22 protein-coding genes are annotated in these 23,523 nt (G+C 60.1%); 15 read left to right on the top strand and 7 right to left on the bottom strand.

Features of this window, described 5'->3' with window-relative positions:
• Positions 1 to 71: 71 nt before the first annotated feature.
• Complete coding sequence (locus ACUXAC_RS23830; RefSeq protein WP_038871472.1) at positions 72 to 602, bottom strand: fimbrial protein; 531 nt, start codon at positions 600 to 602, stop codon at positions 72 to 74.
• 757 nt (positions 603 to 1,359) lie between these two features.
• Here ACUXAC_RS23830 and ACUXAC_RS23825 point away from each other — a divergent pair.
• The 5 genes from ACUXAC_RS23825 to fetB all read left to right on the top strand — a co-directional run bounded on the left by ACUXAC_RS23825 (position 1,360) and on the right by fetB (position 4,857).
• Positions 1,360 to 1,773 (top strand): hypothetical protein, encoded by a 414-nt coding sequence (locus ACUXAC_RS23825; RefSeq protein WP_038871468.1) that lies wholly within the window; start codon positions 1,360 to 1,362, stop codon positions 1,771 to 1,773.
• A gap of 29 nt (positions 1,774 to 1,802) precedes the next feature.
• Positions 1,803 to 2,903 (top strand): FKBP-type peptidyl-prolyl cis-trans isomerase N-terminal domain-containing protein, encoded by a 1,101-nt coding sequence (locus ACUXAC_RS23820; RefSeq protein WP_225529512.1) that lies wholly within the window; start codon positions 1,803 to 1,805, stop codon positions 2,901 to 2,903.
• Between the two features lie 38 nt (positions 2,904 to 2,941).
• Positions 2,942 to 3,229 (top strand): FaeA/PapI family transcriptional regulator, encoded by a 288-nt coding sequence (locus ACUXAC_RS23815; RefSeq protein ID WP_343181954.1) that lies wholly within the window; start codon positions 2,942 to 2,944, stop codon positions 3,227 to 3,229.
• 190 nt (positions 3,230 to 3,419) lie between these two features.
• The gene (gene fetA / locus ACUXAC_RS23810) at positions 3,420 to 4,097 is read left to right on the top strand and encodes an iron efflux ABC transporter ATP-binding subunit FetA (protein ID WP_047729658.1); all 678 of its coding nucleotides are present in this window, start codon (positions 3,420 to 3,422) and stop codon (positions 4,095 to 4,097) included.
• Entirely contained in the window at positions 4,084 to 4,857 is a 774-nt protein-coding gene (gene fetB, locus ACUXAC_RS23805; protein WP_049202855.1) for an iron efflux ABC transporter permease subunit FetB, read from the top strand. The genes fetA and fetB overlap by 14 nt, the downstream gene beginning before the upstream one ends.
• Before the next feature lie 35 nt (positions 4,858 to 4,892).
• On the opposite strand, the gene ACUXAC_RS23800 is transcribed toward fetB, so the two are convergent.
• Positions 4,893 to 5,729, bottom strand: a complete 837-nt coding sequence (locus tag ACUXAC_RS23800; protein WP_197757769.1) for a TIM barrel protein — start codon at positions 5,727 to 5,729, stop codon at positions 4,893 to 4,895.
• 32 nt (positions 5,730 to 5,761) lie between these two features.
• Positions 5,762 to 7,204, bottom strand: a complete 1,443-nt coding sequence (locus tag ACUXAC_RS23795) for a sugar porter family MFS transporter (RefSeq protein WP_049202853.1) — start codon at positions 7,202 to 7,204, stop codon at positions 5,762 to 5,764.
• Positions 7,205 to 7,760: 556 nt separating this feature from the next.
• Here ACUXAC_RS23795 and ACUXAC_RS23790 point away from each other — a divergent pair.
• The 4 genes from ACUXAC_RS23790 to ACUXAC_RS23775 all read left to right on the top strand — a co-directional run bounded on the left by ACUXAC_RS23790 (position 7,761) and on the right by ACUXAC_RS23775 (position 10,962).
• Positions 7,761 to 9,266, top strand: a complete 1,506-nt coding sequence (locus ACUXAC_RS23790; protein WP_454266900.1) for a CoA-acylating methylmalonate-semialdehyde dehydrogenase — start codon at positions 7,761 to 7,763, stop codon at positions 9,264 to 9,266.
• 77 nt (positions 9,267 to 9,343) lie between these two features.
• On the top strand, positions 9,344 to 10,165 hold the full coding sequence (iolB, locus tag ACUXAC_RS23785) for a 5-deoxy-glucuronate isomerase (protein ID WP_033636349.1): 822 nt from the start codon (positions 9,344 to 9,346) through the stop codon (positions 10,163 to 10,165).
• 174 nt (positions 10,166 to 10,339) lie between these two features.
• Positions 10,340 to 10,609 (top strand): hypothetical protein, encoded by a 270-nt coding sequence (locus tag ACUXAC_RS23780; RefSeq protein WP_004930864.1) that lies wholly within the window; start codon positions 10,340 to 10,342, stop codon positions 10,607 to 10,609.
• Positions 10,610 to 10,623: 14 nt separating this feature from the next.
• Positions 10,624 to 10,962: a type II toxin-antitoxin system RelE/ParE family toxin gene (locus ACUXAC_RS23775; protein ID WP_049202849.1), complete on the top strand. Its 339-nt coding sequence runs from the start codon at positions 10,624 to 10,626 to the stop codon at positions 10,960 to 10,962.
• 41 nt (positions 10,963 to 11,003) lie between these two features.
• Here ACUXAC_RS23775 and ACUXAC_RS23770 read toward each other — a convergent pair whose 3' ends face one another.
• Together ACUXAC_RS23770 and ACUXAC_RS23765 are read right to left on the bottom strand one after the other, a co-directional pair.
• Positions 11,004 to 11,840, bottom strand: a complete 837-nt coding sequence (locus ACUXAC_RS23770) for a MurR/RpiR family transcriptional regulator (RefSeq protein WP_004930856.1) — start codon at positions 11,838 to 11,840, stop codon at positions 11,004 to 11,006.
• A 203-nt stretch (positions 11,841 to 12,043) separates the two neighbouring features.
• Complete coding sequence (locus ACUXAC_RS23765) at positions 12,044 to 13,975, bottom strand: bifunctional 5-dehydro-2-deoxygluconokinase/5-dehydro-2-deoxyphosphogluconate aldolase (protein ID WP_060441404.1); 1,932 nt, start codon at positions 13,973 to 13,975, stop codon at positions 12,044 to 12,046.
• A gap of 545 nt (positions 13,976 to 14,520) precedes the next feature.
• Between ACUXAC_RS23765 and iolD the strand changes: the two genes are divergently transcribed.
• Genes iolD through iolE form a run of 4 tightly spaced genes read left to right on the top strand, consistent with a single transcriptional unit; the run spans position 14,521 to position 19,391 of the window.
• Complete coding sequence (gene iolD, locus ACUXAC_RS23760; RefSeq protein WP_387445147.1) at positions 14,521 to 16,461, top strand: 3D-(3,5/4)-trihydroxycyclohexane-1,2-dione acylhydrolase (decyclizing); 1,941 nt, start codon at positions 14,521 to 14,523, stop codon at positions 16,459 to 16,461.
• Positions 16,462 to 16,496: 35 nt separating this feature from the next.
• On the top strand, positions 16,497 to 17,510 hold the full coding sequence (locus ACUXAC_RS23755) for a Gfo/Idh/MocA family protein (protein WP_038871433.1): 1,014 nt from the start codon (positions 16,497 to 16,499) through the stop codon (positions 17,508 to 17,510).
• Positions 17,511 to 17,550: 40 nt separating this feature from the next.
• Positions 17,551 to 18,435 (top strand): sugar phosphate isomerase/epimerase family protein, encoded by an 885-nt coding sequence (locus tag ACUXAC_RS23750; protein ID WP_004930845.1) that lies wholly within the window; start codon positions 17,551 to 17,553, stop codon positions 18,433 to 18,435.
• 59 nt (positions 18,436 to 18,494) lie between these two features.
• The gene (gene iolE, locus ACUXAC_RS23745; RefSeq protein ID WP_387445145.1) at positions 18,495 to 19,391 is read left to right on the top strand and encodes a myo-inosose-2 dehydratase; all 897 of its coding nucleotides are present in this window, start codon (positions 18,495 to 18,497) and stop codon (positions 19,389 to 19,391) included.
• 58 nt (positions 19,392 to 19,449) lie between these two features.
• On the opposite strand, the gene ACUXAC_RS23740 is transcribed toward iolE, so the two are convergent.
• Both ACUXAC_RS23740 and ACUXAC_RS23735 read right to left on the bottom strand, forming a co-directional pair.
• Positions 19,450 to 20,631, bottom strand: coding sequence for a P1 family peptidase (locus ACUXAC_RS23740; RefSeq protein WP_060441402.1), 1,182 nt, complete (start codon positions 20,629 to 20,631; stop codon positions 19,450 to 19,452).
• Positions 20,624 to 21,139 carry a GNAT family N-acetyltransferase gene (locus ACUXAC_RS23735; protein ID WP_060441401.1) on the bottom strand — a complete coding sequence of 172 codons (516 nt, stop codon included), beginning with the start codon at positions 21,137 to 21,139 and terminating at the stop codon, positions 20,624 to 20,626. The genes ACUXAC_RS23740 and ACUXAC_RS23735 overlap by 8 nt, the downstream gene beginning before the upstream one ends.
• 389 nt (positions 21,140 to 21,528) lie before the next feature.
• Here ACUXAC_RS23735 and ACUXAC_RS23730 point away from each other — a divergent pair, with 389 nt between their 5' ends.
• Together ACUXAC_RS23730 and gntR are read left to right on the top strand one after the other, a co-directional pair.
• On the top strand, positions 21,529 to 22,224 hold the full coding sequence (locus tag ACUXAC_RS23730) for a pirin family protein (RefSeq protein WP_038873615.1): 696 nt from the start codon (positions 21,529 to 21,531) through the stop codon (positions 22,222 to 22,224).
• A 290-nt stretch (positions 22,225 to 22,514) separates the two neighbouring features.
• Positions 22,515 to 23,510, top strand: coding sequence for a gluconate operon transcriptional repressor GntR (gntR, locus tag ACUXAC_RS23725; protein WP_060424481.1), 996 nt, complete (start codon positions 22,515 to 22,517; stop codon positions 23,508 to 23,510).
• Positions 23,511 to 23,523: the final 13 nt, after the last annotated feature.

The following is a 23,523-nucleotide window of genomic DNA, read 5'->3' as shown; positions in this document are numbered from 1 at the left end:
CCCTGTTCCCTTGCCGGTATCCTCGGCATGCAATAAAGCGGGGGATGCCCTGAGACATCCCCTGTGGGGTATTACAGGTAAGCCAGGGTGAAGTTCGCCACGCTGGTGAAGTCGCCCGGTACCACGGTGCTTGAGGCGCTGCTGCCCTGCAGGTAAGCGGCGAATTTCAGCGAGTTGTCGCCGTCGTTCAGGCCCTGGCCGTCGGTCGCGGTGCCCAGTTCCACTTCTTTGGAGTGCAGGTTGTCGTAGATCACGATGCCGGCGCCGGTTGCGGTGCCGCTCAGAGCCAGCAATTTGCTGTTGATCGGATCAGGCGTGCCGGTAAAGGTCACTTTGACGTTTTTCATGGTGGAGATGGAGCAATCTTTCAGTTCGATGTTGAAAGGCTGCATGCTGGATTTACCCTGGTTGGCCAGGATGCGGCTGCTGATCTGGCCCATTGGCACGGTCTGATCAACGGATTCCGGCGCGACGCTGCATGGCGCATCGATAATTTCGCCGGTAAAGGTGACTTTACCGCTGCCCTGATTAGATGCGGCATGAGCAACAGATGCGGAAGCGAAAGCAATCACGGTTGCCAGCATTAATTTATTCAGTTTCATTTCTCAGGTTCCTGTAGAGAGTTTTTAAATAAAAAGAACAGCACATCTAAATCCCCCGCGGCGGCAGCAACGCCATGTCGCCGGCCGTGCGGTTGGAGCCAGATCCTTTTGCTCTGGGCAATACGCCAACATCCGTTATTTATGAGAAATAACGAGATTTGGAAAATCGACAATGGATTTTCTGGTAAATAAAATACGAGTTTTATGTGTGGCGTGTTGCTGGGAATATTCTTGCAAATAATAGTATTGCTTGGAAATAGATTTTATTAAATTAAGTCAAATTCAGAATATAAAACCAAAAGGAAAAAGAAATATATTTGCTTTAAAATCAATAGATCGTATACAAATATTATCCAGTATAAATCACTATATAAATAACGATATGCGAGATATTAGATCGGGGGAAATAGGGGTGCACCTACAATTCACAATATTGTTTTGCTAATATCGCCCTTAGGCAGCAGATGATGCATTTCTCTTTAGAAACAAAATATAAAACATAATTCATTGTTTTTATTGTTGTTTCGTGGTTTTCTGTTCGCGAGTGATTGGGTTTCTTATTCGCGTTTAACCTGCGTTTAGATCTGATTAATTAACAATTGAATAACAATTACACCGGTAGTGAATTATTCTATCGCATTGCAGCATAGGGATTTTTCGCTGTCTAACCCCTTTTGATTAATCAAATTAAGGCATGTGCCGCTGCCGTTCGCCACATAATGATGACCTAAGTGACAATTAAAGGATTATAAACGGAATGATAACGATGATTAATGCTTGCGGCGGACGCCGCAAGGTGGGATTGGCTATATTTTTGCTGTCTTTTATGGTGCTATCTGGCTGTGCGGACGGTAGCAAGACAAAACTGAATTCTGTGAAAAAACTTTCACAGAACAATCCTAATGATAAATCCGATGAACAACGCATCGCGCTTTGCCAACAACGGGTTAATTCGTTAAAGAATATTAATCCGCAAAGTTACCAAAAGCGCATTGCCTATTTTAACGGCCTGCTTTCCAACGCCTCGGGATATGCCGGGGTGCGCGGCAACGTGGATGAGAGTACCCGTAAAGCGATTGATGCTCTTTATCAATATAAAACCGAGAAATTCTGCGCCGACGTCGAGCATGAGCTGATGTCCGATCTGTCCAGCCGGGTTGAGAATCTGTAGCCATGAAGCGATGCGCGCAAGGATGGGCGATGGGCTTTTTGCTGTTGGCGGCGAACGGGGCCGCTTGCGCCGCCGACGACGGTATTCCCGCCCTGTTGAAGTTCGCTGAACAACGGCAGGCGCCGCCGGCCGCGCTCGGGGAAGACGCCGCGCGTAAACCGGCGCCCGCACCGGCCGCCAAATCGGCTGCCATCGCCGGGGCAGACGGCGTTCGTTTAACTTCTCTGAAGCAGTCTTTGCAACAGCAGGCGGAGAAAATTCGTCAGTTGGAGCGGCAGTTAGCGGCGGCTCAGGCCGCGGCGGCGCCGAAACGGGAGCGGGCCGCCGTCGACATTCGGCCGCTGGCCGATGCCCTGAAGGGATTGCGGCAAGCCGTTGCGCCGGTGCCTGAGGTGGGCGCATTGGCCGCTTCGCTCACGCGGGCCGAACAGCGCAGCGCAAGGTTGGCGGCGCAGTTGGCGCAGCAGCAGCAGCGGATCGACACCTTGCTGGCCGAGCGGCAGCAGGCCACCGAACCGCCCTTGCTGGCCAGCGAGGCGGACCAACAGGCGTATGCCGCTGGCGTGTCTCTGGGGCGCGACATTGTGCATTTGCAGCAGGAGAACCGGCGCGCGGGGCTGGAGGCTGACAGCCGGCTGTTGCTGGCCGGCATCGCCGATACCCTGGCCGGGCGGTTGCGGCTGGATGAGGCCGCCATCGACAGCGCGTTGCGCACGGCGCAGCAGCGGTTGCAGCAGACACAGGCTCCTCCGCTGGACGACAAAGCCTATCTGGCCGATTTCGCCCGTCAGGAGGGCGTCAAGCAGGATGCGCTCGGTTTCTACTACCGGGTGGACTATGCCGGCAATGGGGCGATTGGCGCCGACGATCGGGTGGATATCGTGGTGCGCGAAAGCCTGGTCGACGGCCGGGTGGTCAAAGATATGGAGTTGGCAGGGACGGTGATCTCGCAGCCGTTGACGCGCTATCCGCCGCTGTTTCGCGCCGCTATCGAGAAGCTGCAGCGCCACGGCTCGATCACGCTGGTGGTGCCGCCGGCGCTGGCGTACGGCAAGCAGGGCAGCCCGCCGGCAATCCCCCCGGACGCCACCATGATTTATACCCTGCGCATCGCTGACGTGCAGCCGTGAGCGGGGGAGCTCAGCAGTAACCACTCAGGAGGAATGCTATGGCCAAGGCGCCGAAAACGTTTGAAAGCAGAAAATCGCTGATGCTGAATGTGTTGCAAGGATTGTGCAGGGAGCGTGTCGAAGGGGCAGGGGGCCATCATCCCCCGCCGGAGCAGTGGCCGAAGACGCGCGAGCTGGCGGATAAATGCGGCGAAAACATTTATACCACCCGAACCCTGCTGCTGGCGCTGGAAAAGGAGGGCAAGGTCCACTGCACCCACCGCAGCATCAACAATTCTCTACGCTGGTACAGCGGCGACGAACAGGCAGCGCTAAAAAAAGAGTGATTCGACCCTGGCGGTCGCTTTTGACTATCTCTACAGCTAATCATTAATTAATCTTATCATTTGGCGGGGCGTTTTGCTCCGCCAATCCTCCTTTCCGCTCTCTGCCATCCGCGCAGGCATTGCTAAGATGTTTTTTGCGGCCATATACTTATCGCTCAGACGGGAACAGGTGTAGGGAGCCGGCATCGTAATGAAGGAAAAGAAAGACATACTGAGATTGGATGATATTCATTATCAAATAGACAACCAGGTGATCCTGGACTCTGTCTCTTTCACGCTGGGTGAGGGCGAGTTCAAACTGATCACCGGGCCTTCCGGCTGCGGGAAAAGCACGCTGCTGAAAATCATCTCTTCCTTAATGGATCCGACCCGCGGGAGCCTCTATTTCGACGGCCAGGCGATCGCCGAGATGTCGCCGGAGGCGTATCGCAAGCAGGTTTCTTACTGCTTCCAGACGCCGGCGCTGTTCGGCAATACGGTTTATGACAATCTGGCGCTGCCCTACCAGATCCGTCAGCAGTCGCCGGATGAACGAAAAATGAAGGCCGACCTGACGCGTTTCGGGCTGCCGGAGGCGATGCTGACCAAAAGCATCAATGAGCTGTCCGGCGGAGAGAAGCAGCGCGTGTCCCTGATCCGCAACCTGCAGTTTATGCCCCGGGTGCTGCTGCTCGATGAGATCACCAGCGCGCTGGACGAGGAAAACAAACGCAACGTCAATGAGATAGTGCATCAGCTGGTGGCGGAGCACCGGCTGGCGGTGCTGTGGGTGACGCACGATACCGAAGAGATAGCGCATGCGGATGAGGTGATCACCCTGCGCGCGCACGGCGCCGAGCAACAGGAGCAACAGCATGAATCAGCATAACATCACCAACGAATCCTTAGGCTTGTCGATGATCCTGGTGGTGGTCGCCATCCTGATCAGCCACCGGGAAAAGCTGGCGCTGGAAAAGGACATTATCTGGAGCATCTGCCGCGCGGTGGTGCAGCTGATCATCGTCGGCTATGTGCTGAAGTATATTTTCGACCTGGATAACGCGGTGCTTACCGTGTTGATGGTGCTGTTCATCTGCTTTAACGCGGCCTACAACGCCAAGAAACGCAGCAAGTACGTCGAACACGCGTTCGTGACGTCGTTTATCGCCATCACCACCGGCGCGGTGCTGACGCTGGCGGTGCTGGTCTTGACCGGTTCCATCGAATTTACGCCGATGCAGGTGATCCCCATCTCCGGGATGATCGCCGGTAACGCCATGGTGGCGGTGGGGCTGTGCTACACCAACCTCGGCCAGCGTTTCAAAAGCGAACAGCAGAAGATTCAGGAGATGCTCAGCCTGGGGGCGACGCCCAAGTTCGCTTCGGCGGCGCTGATCCGCGACAGCATCCGCGCTTCGCTGATCCCGACCGTGGACTCGGCGAAAACCGTTGGGCTGGTTAGCCTGCCGGGCATGATGTCCGGGCTGATCTTCGCCGGCATCGACCCGGTGAAAGCGATCAAATACCAGATTATGGTGACCTTCATGCTGCTTTCTACCGCCAGCCTGTCGACCATCATCGCCTGCTATCTGGCCTACCGTAAGTTTTACAACGAGCGCCACCAGCTGGTGGTCGGCAACCTGAAGTAACGCCATGAAAAACGGCCTCCGCGGAGGCCGTTTTTTTACCCTTGCAGCAGGGCAATGCTGTGGCGGATTTCCCGTTCGATATCCGCCTCGCTCCAGCTGTCCAGCTGCGAAGAGAAGGGCTCGAAGGCATAGACGCCGGTGTAGCCCAGGCGTTCCAGGTTCTGCACCTGGCGGCGGCTCTCCAGCCGATCGCCCTCGCTCAGCATGATGCGCTCTTCGTCGCTCAGCGCGCCTTTATCCCGCCCGTCTTCCACGCCGGACAGATGCACCAGGCCGATCTGCGCCACCTGGATTTGCGCATCGAAGTCGGCCTGCGTCACATCGCTCAGGTAGTGGTGGAAAGTATCGAGCACGATGCGGTACGGCGCGCCCGAATCGCGGATGAGCGCCTGAGTCAGCAGCGACGATCGCAGCGAACTGATGCCGAAGCCCAGCGGCTCGACGTACCCCTGCACGCCATAGCGCGCAAACAGCGGCGCCAGCAACCGCAATGCCGCGAGGGTGTCGTCGCGTTTTTGCTGCTCGCTGCGCTTGTCATCGGTGCTGCAGTGCGGGCACAGCACCAGCGCCCGGCTGTGGATGGCCTGCGCCTGCGCCAGCAACGCTTCGGCGCGCTGCAGCAGCGCCGCCGGGTCGTCTACCCGATTGAACATGCCAAGGGCGTTGATCGTGACGATCTCGATGCCGTATTGCGCGGCGAGCGCGTTGAGCTGCGCGTCGCTCAGATCGTCAGTTACCTTGCCGCTGGGCATGTCGTTGCGTAGCTCAACTTTGCTGAGCCCGCAGCGTTTCACCAGGCGGAAAAAACTGTCCAGATCGAGATTCGGCGCGATCTTGCGGTTAATGCAGAAGCGGTCCAGCGCAAGTGTCATGAGGCATTACTCCAGCGGTCAGGGTTGAGAGATCAGGATTTGCCGTTTTCCAGCGGCAGCGGCTTGCCGTCGGGCAGGGGGTGACGGTGGCGTTTGGCCAGCACCACCTGCTCCATTTTTTCCAGCGAGACGCCTTTGGTTTCCGGAATGTAGCGGCCGATGAACCAGTAGCTGAACAGGCAGCAGGCGGCGAAGATCCACATCGGGAAGGCACCGTGGAAATGCGAGAACAGATACGGGTGGTCGTTGATCATCGGGAACGACTGCGACACCGCGAAGTTGGCGACCCACATGCAGCCGACGGCGATGCTCATCCCCTGCGCGCGCATGCGGTTCGGGAAGATTTCCGACACCAGCACCCAGGCGCCGACGCCCCAGGACAGCGCATAAAACACCATGAAGAACAGCATGCCGAACAGCGCGAAATAGCCGGTGGCCTGGGTGTAGAGCGCGTACGAGGTGAGCAGCAGGCCGGCGATGGCGCCCAGCGTGCCATAACGCATCAAGGGAATGCGGCCCATGCGATCCATCAGCATGGCGCCGATGACCGAACCGACCAGCTGCAGCACGCCGATCCAGATGGTCTGAAACAGCGCTTCCTGCGCGTTTTCGGTCACGGTTTTCAGCACCACCGGCGCGTAATACATCATTACGTTGACGCCGGTCACCTGCTGCAACATGGCGATCATGCAGCCGACGAACAGGATGAAACGTACCCGCACATCGCCGTAGTTCAGCTTCCGGTGCTGCTGCTGTTGATCCTGCTGCAGCGAGTCTTTGATTTCTTTCAACAGATTCTGCGCGTGGGCGGCGTTGGAGACCTTGGTCAACATCGCCAGCGCCTGATCGTCGCGCCCCATCATTACGTTCCAGCGCGGCGATTCAGGAATGACGAACACCAGGATGCAGAACAGAATGCAGGGGATTACGCCCGAGGCGAACATCCAGCGCCAGCCCATTTCCACCAGCCAGGCTTCGCTGGCGAGGCTGGCGATTTTGAAGTTGACGTAGAAAATCACGATCTGACCGAAGACGATGGCGAACTGCTGCATGCTGAGCGCGCGCCCGCGCATGTCCTTTGGCGACACTTCCGACATGTACATCGGCGACACGGTGGCGGCAATGCCGACCGCCAGCCCGCCGATGATGCGGTAGATGACGAACCAGGTGAAGGTCGGGGCCAAGGCCGCGCCGACGGCGGACACGGTGAACAGCAGCGCCGCCAGCATCAGCGCCTTTTTACGGCCCCAGCGCGCCGCCAGCGGCCCGGCGGCGAAGGCGCCGACCACGCAGCCGATCACCACGTTGGAGACCGCCCAACCGGTTTCGGCCGGGCTGAGACTGAAATAGGTTTTTAACGCTTCGATCGCGCCGGAGATCACGGCGGTATCGTAGCCGAACAGAATGCCGCCCAGGGCGGCGATGCCGCAAATTCGCAATATGTAGCCGGTATTGTGCTTACGCTGATATGACATGTGTTGCTCCGATTTTTATCCTGGCTTCCGTCCGCACGGTTGGGGTGTCGGGAAGAGGGCGAGCGGAAGGGTGTGAACCGTGCCTGTCATCAAGGCGATGTCGTCGATAAATGCTGGAACAAACAAGAACATTTATTTCATAATTAGTGAATAATGGAATATTGATTTTTAGATCCAGTTCAAAAAAAACCGTCGCGAGCGATTCGGGCACCTTGGGCGAACGGGGGCTGGCGGTAACGACGACAGGGCAGGCATAGCGCGGGTTTTCTGTAGCAAAGTCAGTGTGCATTACCCCGGATTTCTTCTCCGCCGTTGCGCTTTCCCTGGCACGGTAATGAAAGCGCCAACCGGATCGACACCGCAAAATTGCGACCTCACGCACTAAAAATAAATTTTCCAAAACAATTTATTTGAAACTTTTTTTTCAATGAAATAGAGTTTGCTGCATCCGGTCAGGATTTAGCCGGCTTGCCGACGGGGTTTGGCGAGCGGGATGATTAACGCCGCGCCGCCGGCGAGTGGCCAGGCGACAGCGGACTTGAAAAGAGGGCGTGACATGAAAACCGTGGGTAACTTTATTGGCGGGCAGGTGTGCCTGAGCAGCAGTAATCAAACCGTTGACGTGCACAACCCGGCCAGCGGGCAGGTTGAGCGGCGCGTCACGCAGAGCACCGCTGCCGAAGTCAAACAGGCCATCGACGTGGCCCATCGGGCGTTTGCCGACTGGTCGCGCACCACGCCGCTGCGCCGCGCGCGCATCATGTTCAATTTCAAGGCGCTGCTGGAACAGCACCGCGACGAGCTGGCCGAGCTTATCGTCAGCGAGCACGGCAAAGTGTACTCGGATGCGCTAGGCGAACTGATGCGCGGCATGGAAGTGGTCGAATTCGCCTGCGGCATCCCGCATCTGATCAAGGGCGAGTATTCGCCGGACGTCGGCAGCGGCGTCGACAGCTTCTCGCTGATGCAGCCGCTGGGCGTGGTGGCGGGCATTACCCCGTTCAACTTCCCGGCGATGGTGCCGATGTGGATGTTCCCTATCGCGCTGGCCTGCGGCAACACCTTCATCCTCAAGCCGCCGGCGCTGGTGCCTTCCGCCTCGGTGCGCCTGGCGGAGCTGCTGAAAGAAGCCGGCCTGCCGGACGGCGTGTTCAACGTGGTGCACTGCGCCAATGAAGACGCGGCGCAGCTGTGCACCGATCCGCGCATTCAGGCGGTGAGCTTCGTCGGCTCCTCCACCGTGGCGGAACATATCTACACCACCGCCAGTGCGCACGGCAAGCGGGTGCAGGCCTTCGGGGCGGCGAAGAACCAGGCGATCGTCATGCCGGACGCCGATCTGGACGCCACGGTTAACGCGCTGATGGGCGGCGCGTTCGGCTCCGCCGGCGAGCGCTGCATGGCGTTGCCGATCGCCGTGGTGGTCGGTGACGATACCGCCGACAAACTGATCGCCAAATTGAAGCCGCTGATCGCGCAGCTGCGCGTCGGGCCGGGCTTGCAGCAGGGCGGCGAAGAGAATGAAATGGGGCCGCTGGTGTCGTCCGCCCACCAGAAGAAGGTGCTGGGCTACATCGATCTGGGCGTGGAAGAAGGCGCGACCCTGGTGGCCGACGGCCGCAATTATCAGGTGCCGGGCTATCCTGAAGGCTACTACGTCGGCGGCACGCTGTTCGACCATGTGAAACCGAACATGCGCATCTACCGTGAAGAGATCTTCGGGCCGGTGCTGGGCATCGTGCGGGTGCCGGACTACCGTACCGCCATCGACACGGTGAACGGCCACGAGTTCGGCAACGGCAGCGCCATCTTTACCGGCAGCGGCCACTACGCGCGCCAGTTCGTGCAAGAAGTGCAGGCCGGGATGGTCGGCGTCAACGTGCCGGTGCCGGTGCCGATGGCGTTCCACAGCTTCGGCGGCTGGAAGCGCTCGGTGTTCGGCGCGCTGAACGTACACGGCACCGACGGCGTGCGCTTCTACACGCGCATGAAGACCGCCACCGCGCGCTGGCCGGCCGGGCAGCAGACGGTGTCCGAATTCAGCATGCCGACGCTGGGTTAAGCGCTGTCATATTCAGGCCAGGCCGTTGCTCCTTCGGGGCAGCGGCCTTTGCACGAATCATTAACAGGAGAATCGAGATGTCTTCACTGCTTGCCAAATGTCAGACGCCGAACGCCGAAGGGCGCATCCAGCATGTGACGCCGGAAAATGCCGGTTGGCGCTATGTCGGCTTTGACGTTTATCGCCTGGCCGCCGGGCAGTCGCTGCAGCTTGAGTGCGGCGATAAGGAGCTGTGCCTGGTGCTGGTGGCCGGTATCGCCTCCGTCGCCACGCTGCGCGCCGAGTACCCGCATATCGGCAAGCGCATGAGCCCGTTCGAGCGCACGCCGCCTTACGCGGTGTATGTGCCGCATCACGATCGCATCGACGTGCGGGCAGAAACCGATCTGGAGCTGGCGGTGTGCAGCGCGCCCGGCAGCGGCCACCTGCCCTCACGGCTGATCACGCCGGCGGATATCGGCGTGGAGCGGCGCGGCAAGGGGCGTAACCAGCGGTTGGTGCACAACATTCTGCCGGACAGCGAGCCGGCCGACAGCCTGCTGGTGGTGGAGGTTTACACCGACGAGGGCAACACCAGTTCCTACCCGAGCCACAAGCACGATCGGGAAGACTCGCCGGACGAAACCTATCTCGAAGAGACGTATTATCACCGTATTCAGCCGGAGCAGGGGTTCTGCATGCAGCGTGTCTATACCGACGATCGCACGCTCGACGAGTGCATGCCGGTCTACAATCGCGACGTGGTGAAAGTGCCGCGCGGTTATCACCCGGTGGCGACCCTGGCAGGCTACGACAACTATTATCTCAACGTGATGGCCGGGCCGGTGCGGCAGTGGAAATTCACCTGGGAAAAAGACCACGCCTGGATTAACGGCGACGGCTATCCCGCCGCGCAATAAGCGCTTGAGGCCCGGCTTGCCGGGCTTTCTTTTTATCAGGGTATAAATTTGACCTAAATTTGCCCTCCATCTTGTTCAAATGATAACCTGTCCGCACACGATCGCTCCCCGGCTGAGTGAATCCAAAGAACCGCTGTGATACAGCGTGATTGCCTATGCGCAGGAGGAAAAACCATGACGACTACCATGTCCCAAAAAGCGGCGCGAGAAGGATTAGGTTCGCCCGATCTGTTTGAAGGCGGGGTTTACGTCACAAAAAATGGTGTTGCCGAGCTGTTTGTGCAAACGGCGGCTGAGAGAGAGGCCGAAATTCGGGAACGCAATCTGGAGCGCCAGTCCAACGCGTTGCTGAAACTGACTATGATGGCGAAGCAAGAGATTAAAAATCAGCGCGGTCTGTCGCCCGAAGAAACGTTGCAGCGGCTGCGCGACGCGCGGAAATAGGCCCGAGGTGCAGGATGCCCAAGGAAATACGTTTTACCGTCGCGCCGGCGGCGGAATGGAGCCTGAAAGACATCGAGTCTTACAAGAGCGGAACGATAGGGGCCGCCGCAGCCGGGGTGTTCGTGGACAATCTGTTGTTATCGTCCCTTGCGGCAATTGCCGACGATCCTGCCCGCTACCGCTTCAACGCCGTGCTGGCGGGCATGGGGGTACGGTTGCACGAGCGATTGGATCCCGATAGCGAATACCGCGTCATCTATGACTATGACGGCCAGACGGTGGAGATTCTGCTTTTCATCAGCATGAAGCAGGATCTGGAAAGCGCGCTCTACCGCTATTTGTTGCTGCAATAATCCCGCCGCGCCCGAGCCTGTCGGGCGCGTTCACCCCAGCCTTACTCGTCCCGGGCGTTATTCAGCGCCAGCGAGACCGCCAGCGTCTGCGCCAGGCACATCGAAGCCACCTGCGAGCGGAAGCCGTCCACCTGCGCTTCACGCACCACGAAACAGACGTCGCTGAAGGCGGCCAGCGGGCTGACCTGGCTGTCGGTGATGGCGATCTGCTGCGCACCGCGCTTGGCGCCCAGTTCCACCAGTTCCACCGCTTCGCGGGCGTACGGCGAATAGCTGATGGCGATCACCACGTCCTTCGGTTTTACCATGCTCAGCTGTTCGGTGAACATGCCGCCCAGGCCGTCGATCAGAAACGCGCGGCGCTCCAGATGGCGCAGCGCATAGGTGAGGTAGGAGGCGACGCTGAACGAACGGCGCAGGCCGATCACGTAGATATTTTCGGCGTTGTTGAGCAGCTCGACGGCGCGATCCAGCTGCTCGGGGGCGATCTGCATCGCCAGCTGCTGCAGCGCCTGCGCGTTGACCATGGTGAATACGTTGAGAATTTCCGCCGGTTTCTCCGGCGCGACGTTGTCGTCGGTGGAGGTTTGGCGGAACAGGCGCGCGCGTTCGGTATAGTTCACCGTCTCTTCCATCAGATGCTGACGGAACACCTGCTTCATTTCGTTGAAGCCGCTGAAGCCGAAGGCGTTGGCGAAACGGATCAGGGTGGAAGGCGGTACGCTGGCCTGTGCGGCGATGGAGGCAACGGTATCGAAAGCGATGCTGTTACTGTTATCCAAAATATAGCGCGCCACCTGCTTCAAACGCTTGCTCAGCGTTTCATAACGGTGGCGAATCTCGTCCTGTAACAGCGAAAGTTGAGTTGGGTTGTTCATCCATTCGGCTCGCAGTGGGGTGAAGGCGCATTGGCCTGACGCCTGAAATATTGACAGGGTATTTTAACAGACGGAGCGGAAATTTCATTTCCTCAAAAAGCGATTTATTCGATCGCACATTGCGCGACTTCACAGAAAAGGGGCAAAAAAATCCCCTTAAAGCGGCGAAATGGCCTTAAGGGGACGTGAACTCGCGCTCGCTGTCAGTGCGCGCCGCTCGCCTGCGGACGGTACTGGCGCCAGAAACCGATCAGCGTCAGGTATTTTTGTTTCACCTGCTCGATCAGGGCCGCGTCGTCGATTTCATCCTGCAGCCAGCGGCGCGAAGGCTGGCCGAAGATGGTGCGGCCGACGGCGAAACCCTTCACCCAGCGCGCATCCGCGGCGGCGGCAAAGCCCGCCTTCAGCACCGCTTCCGGGGAGTCGAGCCCCAGGATCAGCACGCCGCGGCAGAAGGGATCGTAGGTGTCGATCAGCGCACCGACCCGCCGCCAGTTTTCCGCGCTCAGCGGCGGCAGTTTCCACCAGTCCGGCTGAATGCCCAACCGGTAGAAGTGTTCAATCATCTCCAGGTAATGGCGTTCGTCCTTGTCGGGGTTGTTGTCCGGCAGAATCACCTCCAGCAGCAGCTCGTGGCCGGATTTGCAGCAGCCGCGGTAGACGTCGGCGATCAGCGCATCCTGCTCGCGGCGCAGTTCCGCCGCGTCGTGCGGGTGATAAAACACCAGGCACTTCACCACGTGCTCCTGCGGCCAGTCGATCAATTGCGAGCCGATATTGCCGTGCTCCAGGCGCAGCGGGCGCGAGCTGGGCAGCTCCACCGGCCGGCCGATCCACCATCCCTGGCCGGTGATCTCGTTCAACGCCGCCTGCCCGTAGGTGGTGTCGGCCAGAATGCCGCTGTTGCCGTTGAGGCCGGCCTGCGCGGCAGCCTGTTGCGCCGCGGTGAGCAGCAGGGTTTTCAGGCGCGGAATGCGTTCCTCGCCGACGCCGGCTTCGCGCGCCATGTCCGCCAGCTGCTTGCGGTGATCGAAAGCGAACACGCACAGCTCTGGCCATTGCTGCTTGCGGGTGGTCACCCGGTGCAGGTGGTTCAGGCGTGCGTCGCGGTCCGGGCGCGTAACCTGCCGTTCGCGCAGCAGGTAGTCGTCCAGCTCCCGTTTGGTCGGCATGGCCGGCGCGCAGCCGTGGCGCGATACCACCAATGCGCCGCAGGCGTTGGCGTAGCGGCAGGCCTGATCCCAGCCCTCATCGTTCAGGTAGCCGCGCAGCAGGCCGGACATAAAGGCATCGCCGGCCCCCAGCACGTTCAGCACCTCAACCCGCACGCCGGCGTGCAGCTTCACCTGCGCCCAGTCGTCGGCGATTTCGCCTTCGAACACCGAACAACCCTGCGCGCCGCGCTTGCACACCAGCGTGGCCGCCGTGGCCCGCCGCACGTTTTTTAGCGCCGTCAGCGTGTCGGTACTGCCGCCGGCGATGTGAAACTCTTCTTCGGTGCCGACGATCAGATCGAAATGGTGCAGCACCTCTTGCAGCTCGCGCGTGACCTGATCTGATTCCACAAAGCGGGTTTCGCCGTCGCCCAGCGACGTCAGCCCCCACAGCACCGGGCGGTAATCGATGTCCAGGGCGGTGCGCAGACCGTGGCGGCGCGCGTATTCCAGCGCCTTCAGCACCGCGGCGCGGGTGTTCGGGTGCGACAGGTGCGTGCCGGTGATGGCCAGCGCGCGCGAGGAAGCGATGTAGGCCTCGTCGATGTCGTCCGGCGTCAGCGCCATGTCCGCGCAGTTTTCGCGGTAGAAGATCAGCGGGAAAGTTTCCTGATCCTTGATGCCGAGGATCACCAGGCCGGTTAATCGTTGCTTGTCGGTGATGAGGCAGCGGGTATCGGCCCCGACGCGCTGCAGCTCTTCACGCAGAAAGCGGCCCATGTGCTCGTCGCCGACCCGCGCCAGCATGCCGGATTTTAACCCCTGAATGGCGGTGCCGTAGGCCACGTTGCCGGAAGAGCCGCCGAGGTACTTGGCGAATGTGCCGGCGTCTTCCAGCCGCGCGCCGATCTGCTGAGCATAGAAATCGACGGCGATGCGCCCGAGACAAATGACATCAAGCTGTTTTTCTTGTGTAGCCATACCCGTTTCCTTCTGTTTAAGCAAAACTCCGGCGGCGGCCCGAGCGTGGCGCCCTGCAGGAAGCATGTGGACAGTATGGGGAATGAAAATTTCAATTTCAATATGGAATGAAATTTACACCCCAAAAATGTGATGCATTTAAAACATCGGCAAGGGGGGGGAAAAGGCGGTGAAACGGCCACGGAAGGGCGGCCAGGCGCGCGCTGAAAAGGAGTGCGAGGACAGGATAAAAGGCTGTCATCCTGAGTGCTGACGGTGGTCACCCGCCATTGCGCGGCGCGAAGTCAGCGAAGGTTGAAGCACGAGATGAAACGGGCTTTTCATGCAATATGCGATCTTTATCGCAAAATGAAATGTTTCTTCTGTAATGTGATTTTATGAAAAATATATTTGTTTATAATCGCTTCACGTTTCAGGTTGTCGACTTCGTGAGCAGCGGGCATCGCCTGCTCAAGATAATAGCTGCCGCCGCGTAACACAAACACGGGATTGTCGGCTCGGCGCGAGCCCTTTCCGGGGCGGCCCTCAATCTAAAGGGTGAGTAAATGGGCAAGATCAGGCTAACCATGGCGCAGGCGCTCGTCAGATTTCTCGATAACCAGTATCTGCTGGCCGACGGCGTGGAGACCAAATTCGTCGCGGGCATTTTCGCGATTTTCGGCCACGGCAACGTGCTGGGGCTGGGGCAAGCGCTGGAACAGGATAGCGGCGAGCTGCGGGTACATCAGGGCCGCAACGAGCAGGGCATGGCCCACGCGGCGATCGGCTTCGCCAAACAGAAGCTGCGCCGGCAGATCTACGCCTGCACCTCATCGGTCGGCCCCGGCGCCGCCAACATGATCACCGCCGCGGCCACCGCTACCGCCAACCGCATTCCTTTATTGCTGCTGCCGGGCGACGTTTACGCCTCCCGCCAGCCGGATCCGGTGCTGCAGCAAATCGAGCAGCCTTACGATCTCAGCATCAGCACCAACGACGCGTTCCGCGCGGTGAGCAAATACTGGGATCGCATCGTGCGGCCGGAGCAGCTGATGAGCGCCTGCATCAACGCGATGCGCGTGCTGACCGATCCGGCGGATACCGGCGCGGTGACGCTGTGCCTACCGCAGGATGTGCAGGGTGAAGCCTACGACTATCCCGACTATTTCTTCCAGAAACGCGTGCATCGGCTCGATCGCCGCCCGGCGACCGACGGCATGTTGGCGGACGCGCTGGCGCTGCTGACCGCCAAGCGCAAACCGCTGCTGGTGTGCGGCGGCGGCGTGAAATACTCGCAGGCTGGGCGGGCGCTGCGTGAATTTGCCGAGCGCTTCGGCATTCCGTTTGCCGAAACCCAGGCCGGCAAAGGCACGGTGCCGAGCGACCATGAATTCAACCTCGGTGGCATCGGGGAAACCGGCTGCCTGGCGGCCAACACGTTGGCCCGGCAGGCCGATCTGGTGATCGGCGTCGGTACCCGTTACACCGATTTCACCACCTCGTCCAAATGGCTGTTCCAACACCCGGAAGTCAGCTTCCTCAATATCAATGTCAGCGCCTTTGACGCCGGCAAGCTCGACGGCGTGCAGGTGCTGGCGGACGCCCGCGAGGCCCTGAGCGAACTGGGTGCGCTGCTGGCGCAGGCTGACTACCGCGCCGGCTGGGGCGACGCCATCGCCGCGGCGCGCGGTGCCCAGCGTGAAGAGACCGCGCGTGTTTACGCGGTGGAATACGGCGGCGCGGGTTTTGTACCGGAGATCGACGATCACCTCGATCGCGAGCGGGTGTTCGCCGAATTTATCGCCCAGACCGATTCCGCGCTGACCCAGAGCCGCGTGCTGGGGGTGTTGAACCGCGAGCTGCCGGCGGACAGCGTGATCGTCGCCGCCGCCGGCAGCCTACCGGGCGATCTGCAGCGGGTGTGGCACAACCGTGGCGAACACGGCTACCACGTGGAATACGGCTACTCCTGCATGGGGTACGAGGTGAACGCCGCGCTGGGGGTCAAGCTGGCCGAGCCGCAGCGCGAGGTGTACGCAATGGTGGGCGACGGCGCATTCATGATGCTGCATTCCGAACTGGTCACCTCGATTCAGGAAGGCTGCAAGATCAACGTGGTGCTGTTCGACAACATGACCAACGGCTGCATCAACAACCTGCAGATGGAACACGGCATGGACAGCTACACCACCGAATTCCGCTTCCGCAATCCAGAGGGCGGCAAGCTCGACGGCAAGCTGGTGCCGGTCGATTTTGCCATGCTGGCGGCGGCTTACGGCTGTAAAACCTATCGCGTCACCACCGAGCAGCAGCTGCTCGACGCGCTGGCCGACGCCCGCAGGCAAACCGTGTCCACGCTGCTGGACATCAAGGTGTTGCCGAAGACCATGGTGCACAAGTATCTCAGCTGGTGGCGCGTGGGCGGCGCTCAGGTGGCCGACAGCGAGAAAATCGTCGAAGTGGCGCGCAAGCTGCAGGAAAACATCGATAAGGCGCGCGATTACTGATTCGTTTTCATACATAAATCTCGAGGGTAGCGAAAATGACATTGAACATTGGGGTTATCGGCACCGGCGCCATCGGCCGCGATCATATCCGTCGCTGCAGCAAAGTGTTGCAGGGTGCCCGCGTGGTGGCGGTAAACGACATCAACCGCGACAACGCCGCCAAGGTGGTGAGCGATCTGCAGCTGGATGCGCGGGTGTATGACAACGGCCACGATCTGATCAAGGCCGCCGACGTGCAGGCGGTGCTGGTCACCTCCTGGGGGCCGAGCCACGAAGAGTTCGTGTTGGCGGCCATCGCCGCCGGCAAACCGGTGTTCTGCGAGAAGCCGCTGGCGGTGACCGCGCAGGGCTGCAAAAACATCGTCGATGCCGAAGCGAAACACGGCAAGCGGCTGGTGCAGGTCGGCTTTATGCGCCCCTATGACCAGGGCTATCGCGCGTTGAAACAGGTGCTGACCAGCGGCCAGATCGGCGAACCGCTGATGCTGCACTGCGCGCACCGCAACCCGACGGTCGGCGAGGCCTACACCACCGATATGGCGATCACCGACACCCTGATCCACGAAATCGACGTGCTGCGCTGGCTGCTCGATGATGACTACGTGTCGGTGCAGGTGGTGTTCCCGCGTAAGAGCCCGAAGGCGTTCCCGCACCTGAAAGATCCGCAGATTGTGCTGTTTGAAACCGCCAAGGGTACGCGCATCGACGTCGAAATCTTCGTCAACTGCCAGTACGGCTACGACATTCAGTGCGAAGTGGTGGGGGAAACCGGCATCGCCAAACTGCCGGAGCCGTCCTCGGTGCAGATGCGCAGCGGCGCCCGCCTGTCGACCGAAATCCTGACCGACTGGAAAGATCGCTTTATCGACGCCTATGACGTCGAGCTGCAGGGTTTCATCAACGACGTGGCTGCGGGCAAGCTGACCGGGCCTTCCGCCTGGGACGGCTACGCCGCCGCGGTGACCGCCGACGCCTGCGTGGCGGCCCAGCTCAGCGGCGAGATTGTGCCGGTGACCTTGCCGGCGCGCCCGGTGTTCTACAACAAATAATCGGCTTGTCCCCCATACCTACGATTGCAGAGGAGTGACCATGAAGATCGCTTTTGATGTCGACGTTATACGGGATTTGGGCGTGACCAAAATGGTGCAGCAGGTGGCGGACTGGGGCTACAAATACATCGAGCAGTCGCCGCACCCGCAGATCAACCCGTTTTACAAGCATCCGAAGGCCAGCCGCGAAATCATGGCGGAGTATAAAAACGCCCTGAAAGCGACCGGCGTGGAGATCTCCTCATTTATCGTGGTGTATCGCTGGTCCGGGCCAGGGGAAGATCGCCGCCAGGCGGCGGTCAAAAACTGGCGGCGGATGATCGAAATCGCGGTGGAAATGGGCGTGCAGGTGATTAACACCGAACTGGCGGGCAACCCCAACGAACCGGAGATCTGCGAGGAGCTGTGGTATCGCTCGATGGAGGAGCTGCTGCCGATCGTCGAGCGCGAGGGTATCCGTATGGAGATCCAGTCGCACCCGTGGGACTTCTGCGAGCTGAGCAACGAAACCGCCGATCTGGTGAAGTCGCTGCGCAGCGACCACGTCAAATACCTCTACAGCGTGCCGCACACCTTCTACTACGACAAGGGGCAGGGTGACGTGGCCGGCATGCTGCAGTACGCCGGGGACGATCTTTCCCACGTGCTGATCGCCGACACCATGAATCACACCAAGCATTGCCGTTATATCGTCAACCCGCCGGGCGTTGACGCCGCGGTGCATCAGCACGTCGGCATCGGCGAAGGCGAGGTGAATTTCGACGCCCTGTTCCAGACGCTGCGCGACATGGAATTTGCCAACCGCAGCTTCAAGGTCGGCGGCGAATCGATCATCTGCACCTCGCTGTTCGGCTACCCGGAAAAGATGCCGAGCCAGGCGGTGGCGACCAGAGAGCGCATCGAAAGAGAGCTGTTGGGCAAATAATCTTATTCGGCTCGCCGGCGGCGTTTGCACCGGCGGCCCTCCAAGGACCGAGGCAGACCATGAATAAAGACAACGTGAAATTGGCCATTGCGCCGATCGGCTGGACCAACGACGACATGCCCGATCTGGGCAAGGAAAACACCTTCCAGCAGTGCGTCAGCGAAATGGCGCTGGCCGGCTTCACCGGCAGCGAAGTGGGCAGCAAATACCCGCGCGATCCGGCGGTGCTGAAACCGATGCTGGATATTCGCGGCATCCAGATCTGCAACGCCTGGTTCAGCACCTTTTTCGCCGACGGCCAGAAAGACAAAACCATCGATGAATTTATCAACCACATGAATTTCCTGCATGCCATGGGCGCCAGGGTGATCGGCTGCTCCGAGCAGAGCAAGAGCATTCAGGGCACCACCAAAGGCGTGTTCGAAGAGAAGCCGTACTTCAGCGACGAAGAGTGGCAGCGCGTGGCCGACGGTTACAACGAGCTGGCGAAGATCGCCGCCGGCAAAGGCATGCAGGTGTGTCTGCACCACCACATGGGCACCGGCATTCAGACCACGGCCGAAATCGATCGCTACATGAGCATGGTCAACGACGACGTCTACCTGCTGTTCGATACCGGCCACGCCTACTATTCGGAAGGCAGCCAGCAGACGATGATGGCGATCCTGGAGAAGTATCTGCCGCGCATCAACCACGTCCATCTGAAGGACGTGCGCGATGAGGTGGTGGCGGAAGTGAAGGCCAACAAGCTGAGCTTCCTCGACGGCGTGAAGAAGGGCACCTTCACCGTGCCGGGTGATGGCGTGATCGACTTCAGGCCGGTGTTCAAGCTGCTGGACGAACGCGGTTACAAAGGGTGGATGGTGGTGGAGGCCGAGCAGGATCCGGCGCTGGCCAATCCGTTCGAGTATGCGGTAAAAGCGCGCCGTTATATTCGGGAAACCGCCGGCATTTAAGCGACGAGGGTTAATCATGATTAAGGGGCGCCAGCGCCCCTTTTTTGGTGGCGGCGTGTTAGCCGCCGAGCGTTTGCCAGGTTGCGACCTGGCTGCCGGGCCACGGCGTGGCGGCATGTACGCCACGGGCGATCGCCCGGGCCAGGGTGTCCGCCGCCAGCGCGCCGATCTGTAGCACCGCCAGTTCGCGGCTGCCCTGAACCTCGCGCTGCCCGGTGGACAGGGCGAACACTACGTCGCCGTCAAACGGGCTGTGCAGCGGGCGGATGGCGCGCGCCATGCCGTCTTGCGCCATGATGGCCACCCGTTTCAACTCCACCCGCGTCAGCGCCAGGTCGGTGGCGATGCAGGCCAGGGTGGTGTTCTTTCTGCCGCCCTGCGGCTCTTGTTCCATCCAATCTTCGCCCTGCGCGCGCAGTTGTGCCAGCGCCGCTGCGCCGCCGTTGCCGAATTCACCGTCAATTTCATAGGGGGTCGCCCAGAAGGCGCGGGTGCCGGGTGCGACCACCGCACCCAAACTGTTGACCGCCACCAGTGCGCCGACGGTAGCGCCATTGGCGGCAATGATAGATGCCGAGCCGAGGCCGCCTTTCAGCTTACCCATGCCGGTCATGGCACCGTAGCCGGCGCCGACGGTGCCCAGCGGAAAGTCCAATCCGGCCTTGCCGACCGCATCGATGCCCAGTTGGCGATACGGCGGCGTGAGCTGCCAGTTTTTGTCGCCGCCGTTGGCCAGATCGTACAGGCAGGCGGTGGGCACGATAGGGGATACCGGCACGCCGGGGGCCGGGCGCAGCGCGTAGCCTCGGCCCTGTTGCCCCAGCCAGGCTGCGACGCCGTCCGCCGCCGCCAGGCCGTAAACCGAGCCGCCGCTGAACGTCAGCGCATCGACGGTCTGTACCAAATTGTCTTCACCCAGCGCGTCGGTTTCCCGGGTGGCGGGGCCGCCGCCGCGCACGTCCACGGCGGCGATCGCCGGGCTGTCCGGCAGGATAACCGTCGTGCCGGTACGCACCCGGCTGTCTTGCGCTACGCCGACCTTCAGGCCCGGCACATCGGTAATCAGGTTGCGGGCGCCTGGGCGCCCGGCGGCGGAAGTTGGCATAGCGGCACCTAACGGGGTGAGAGGAGAGAATATGCCGACGGCGGCGGTCAGGCCGGCCAGCGCTTGTAAAAAGGTTCGGCGGTTGATGCACAGGGGCCGGCGCAGCGGCCCCTGTGGGTAAGGGCGATTACGCATCGCCGTGCGGCTGCCCGGAGCGCAAACGCGCCATATGGTAGGCGTCGACCAGCACGCCGTCGCGCATGGCATAGGCGCGGCTGGTGCCCTCTATCTCGAAACCGAATTTGCGGTACAGCGCAATGGCCGCCGGGTTGTCGGTGAACACCGTCAGCTCGATGCGCTCGATGGCCGCCCAGTTGTCGCACAGGTCTATCATCGCCTGCATCAGGCGGCTGCCAACGCCTTTGCCGTGGTAGCGAGGATCGACGCCGATGCCGAAGGTTGCCACGTGGCGGCGGCGCACGCGCTGATTCAGCATGACGGCCAGCTGGCCAGCAAGCTGCCCGTCGATGAAGGCCGCCAGGTTATGCGTACCCGGCTCGGGATTGGCGAGGCGCTTCTGCCAGGACTCGACGGACGGTAGCGGGAGCTGCAGCGTATCGCGATAGACGGGCGTCTGAGAATAAAGATGATGCAGGGCTTGCGCATCCGTCGTTTCCACGTGGCGTATCACGATCTCGCTCATCTCGCTGCTCCTGTTGCTTACCGGTTGAATAACCTCTGAATTTATCCGTTTACTGCCTTGAGTCAATATTATTTGAACGGGTCAAAAAAAACGCTTTACAGATGCGAATGATAATGATTATTATTGCGATGCGTTCCGGGGAGGGCATCAACCCTTGATACTCTCGCTGCGAAGGCACGACATTGCTCACATTGCTTCCAGTGTTTACTTAGCCAGCTCGGGTGCTGGCTTTTTTTTTGCCCTTTTTCAACCGCTTCCGCCTTCAACAAATCCGTTGCCCATCTGCCGCTTCATTCCATCGAAATTTTTGAACAGAGGCATGAGTTTTTTACGCTTTCTTATTCTGCCCGCAGGACTAGACTGTAAAAAAACATTGAGGAGAGTTGAATATGATTTATGTACGTAAAGCGGAAGACCGCGGCCACGCCAATCATGGCTGGCTGGATAGCTGGCACACCTTCTCTTTTGCCGACTACTACGATCCGAACTTTATGGGGTTCTCGGCGCTGCGTGTGATCAACGAAGACGTGATCGACGCGGGGCAGGGTTTCGGTACCCATCCGCATAAAGATATGGAAATCCTGACCTACGTGCTGAGCGGCACGGTGGAACATCAGGACAGCATGGGCAACAAGGAGCAGATCCAGGCCGGCGAATTCCAGATCATGAGCGCAGGCACCGGGGTGCGTCACTCCGAGTACAACGCCAATCAGGATCGTCCGTTGCACCTGTACCAGATTTGGATCATTCCGGATCAGGTCGGGCTGGAGCCGCGCTACGAGCAGCGCATGTTCGACGCGCCGCAGGGCCGTCAGCTGGTGCTGTCGCCGGATGCGCGCGACGGTTCGCTGAAGGTGTTCCAGGATATGACGCTGTCGCGTTGGGCGCTGAATAAAGGCGAACAGGGTGAGTACCCGATCGCCGCCGGCCGTCGCATTTGGATCCAGGTGGTGCGCGGCAAGGTCTCGGTCAACGGCCAGGCCGCCGGCATCAGCGACGCATTCGCGGTGTGGGATGAATCGGCGTTGACGATCCAGGCCGACGAAGAGAGCGAAATCCTGCTGTTCGATCTGCCGCCGGTGTGATTAAGCGGTAAATTTCAAGGGCTCACGCTGTGAGCCCTTGAGGTTAACGACAAGCCTGATGACGTTGCCCGCCTGAAAGCCGGCAGCATATAAAAACAAGGAAAATCAATTTATTGATTTTCGGCTGACAATCACAAAGGGGAAAAACCACGCTTTTTCCCCTTTGTCACCGTATGAAGGGCTCACGCTGTGAGCCCTTTTTGCGTTGGCCGTCGCATAACCGACAATATCGGCCCGCCGTTTTTTTTGCTAAAATGACTGCCCATTCACGGTTAGTCAGTTCATTGATAATGAAGAAAAAACGGCCGGTACTCCAGGATGTGGCGGACAAGGTGGGCGTGACCAAGATGACGGTGAGCCGTTATCTGCGCAATCCCGACCAGGTTTCTGCCGCCCTGCAGCAAAAAATCGCCGTCGCGCTGGATGAGCTGGGTTACATCCCCAACCGCGCGCCGGACATCCTCTCCAACGCCACCAGCCGGGCGATTGGCGTGCTGTTGCCGTCGCTGACCAACCAGGTGTTCGCCGAAGTGCTGCGCGGCATCGAAAGCGTCACCGACGCGCACAACTACCAGACTATGCTGGCGCACTATGGCTACCTGCCGGAGCGTGAAGAAGAGCGTCTGACCTCGCTGCTTTCTTACAATATCGACGGCCTGATCCTGTCTGAGCGCCATCACACGGCGCGCACCCTGAAAATGATCGAGGTGGCGGGCATTCCGGTGGTGGAGCTGATGGACTGCGTCTCGCCGTGCATCGATCTGGCGGTGGGCTTCAACAACTTCGAGGCGGCGCGCCAGATGACCCAGCAGATCATCGCGCACGGCCACCGCCACGTGGTCTATTTCGGTGCCCGTCAGGATGAACGTACCCTCATCAAGCAGCAGGGGTATGAGCAGGCGATGCGCGAATCCGGCCTGGAGCCTTACAGCATCATGACCGCGCGTTCTTCCTCCTATTCCGCCGGCGGCGAGCTGCTGCGCCTGGCGCAGCGCGACTATCCGCAGATCGACAGTATCTTCTGCACCAACGATGACCTGGCGATCGGCGCGGCCTTCGAGTGCCAGCGGCAGGGGCTGTCGATCCCGCAGGACATGGCGATCGCCGGTTTCCACGGCCATGATATCGGCCAGGTGATGGTGCCTAAGCTGGCCAGCGTGCTGACGCCGCGCGAACGCATGGGGCAGATCGGTGCCGAGCGCTTGCTGGCCCGGCTGCGCGGCGAAACGGTGTGCCCGCGCATGGTGGACGTCGGTTTCACCGTGATCCCCGGCGGCAGTATCTGAGCCATTTTAACGT

It is taken from the genome of Serratia sp. 121840015-1, from assembly GCF_053627655.1.
This window is presented reverse-complemented; position numbering and strand designations above follow the sequence as displayed.

Coding starts and splice junctions, on each gene's coding strand:
- ACUXAC_RS23830 (WP_038871472.1), bottom strand. CDS start 602: ATGAAACTGAATAAATTAATGCTGGCAACCGTGATTGCTTTCGCTTCC.
- ACUXAC_RS23825 (WP_038871468.1), top strand. CDS start 1,360: ATGATAACGATGATTAATGCTTGCGGCGGACGCCGCAAGGTGGGATTG.
- ACUXAC_RS23820 (WP_225529512.1), top strand. CDS start 1,803: ATGGGCTTTTTGCTGTTGGCGGCGAACGGGGCCGCTTGCGCCGCCGAC.
- ACUXAC_RS23815 (WP_343181954.1), top strand. CDS start 2,942: ATGGCCAAGGCGCCGAAAACGTTTGAAAGCAGAAAATCGCTGATGCTG.
- fetA (WP_047729658.1), top strand. CDS start 3,420: ATGAAGGAAAAGAAAGACATACTGAGATTGGATGATATTCATTATCAA.
- fetB (WP_049202855.1), top strand. CDS start 4,084: ATGAATCAGCATAACATCACCAACGAATCCTTAGGCTTGTCGATGATC.
- ACUXAC_RS23800 (WP_197757769.1), bottom strand. CDS start 5,729: ATGACACTTGCGCTGGACCGCTTCTGCATTAACCGCAAGATCGCGCCG.
- ACUXAC_RS23795 (WP_049202853.1), bottom strand. CDS start 7,204: ATGTCATATCAGCGTAAGCACAATACCGGCTACATATTGCGAATTTGC.
- ACUXAC_RS23790 (WP_454266900.1), top strand. CDS start 7,761: ATGAAAACCGTGGGTAACTTTATTGGCGGGCAGGTGTGCCTGAGCAGC.
- iolB (WP_033636349.1), top strand. CDS start 9,344: ATGTCTTCACTGCTTGCCAAATGTCAGACGCCGAACGCCGAAGGGCGC.
- ACUXAC_RS23780 (WP_004930864.1), top strand. CDS start 10,340: ATGACGACTACCATGTCCCAAAAAGCGGCGCGAGAAGGATTAGGTTCG.
- ACUXAC_RS23775 (WP_049202849.1), top strand. CDS start 10,624: ATGCCCAAGGAAATACGTTTTACCGTCGCGCCGGCGGCGGAATGGAGC.
- ACUXAC_RS23770 (WP_004930856.1), bottom strand. CDS start 11,840: ATGAACAACCCAACTCAACTTTCGCTGTTACAGGACGAGATTCGCCAC.
- ACUXAC_RS23765 (WP_060441404.1), bottom strand. CDS start 13,975: ATGGCTACACAAGAAAAACAGCTTGATGTCATTTGTCTCGGGCGCATC.
- iolD (WP_387445147.1), top strand. CDS start 14,521: ATGGGCAAGATCAGGCTAACCATGGCGCAGGCGCTCGTCAGATTTCTC.
- ACUXAC_RS23755 (WP_038871433.1), top strand. CDS start 16,497: ATGACATTGAACATTGGGGTTATCGGCACCGGCGCCATCGGCCGCGAT.
- ACUXAC_RS23750 (WP_004930845.1), top strand. CDS start 17,551: ATGAAGATCGCTTTTGATGTCGACGTTATACGGGATTTGGGCGTGACC.
- iolE (WP_387445145.1), top strand. CDS start 18,495: ATGAATAAAGACAACGTGAAATTGGCCATTGCGCCGATCGGCTGGACC.
- ACUXAC_RS23740 (WP_060441402.1), bottom strand. CDS start 20,631: ATGCGTAATCGCCCTTACCCACAGGGGCCGCTGCGCCGGCCCCTGTGC.
- ACUXAC_RS23735 (WP_060441401.1), bottom strand. CDS start 21,139: ATGAGCGAGATCGTGATACGCCACGTGGAAACGACGGATGCGCAAGCC.
- ACUXAC_RS23730 (WP_038873615.1), top strand. CDS start 21,529: ATGATTTATGTACGTAAAGCGGAAGACCGCGGCCACGCCAATCATGGC.
- gntR (WP_060424481.1), top strand. CDS start 22,515: ATGAAGAAAAAACGGCCGGTACTCCAGGATGTGGCGGACAAGGTGGGC.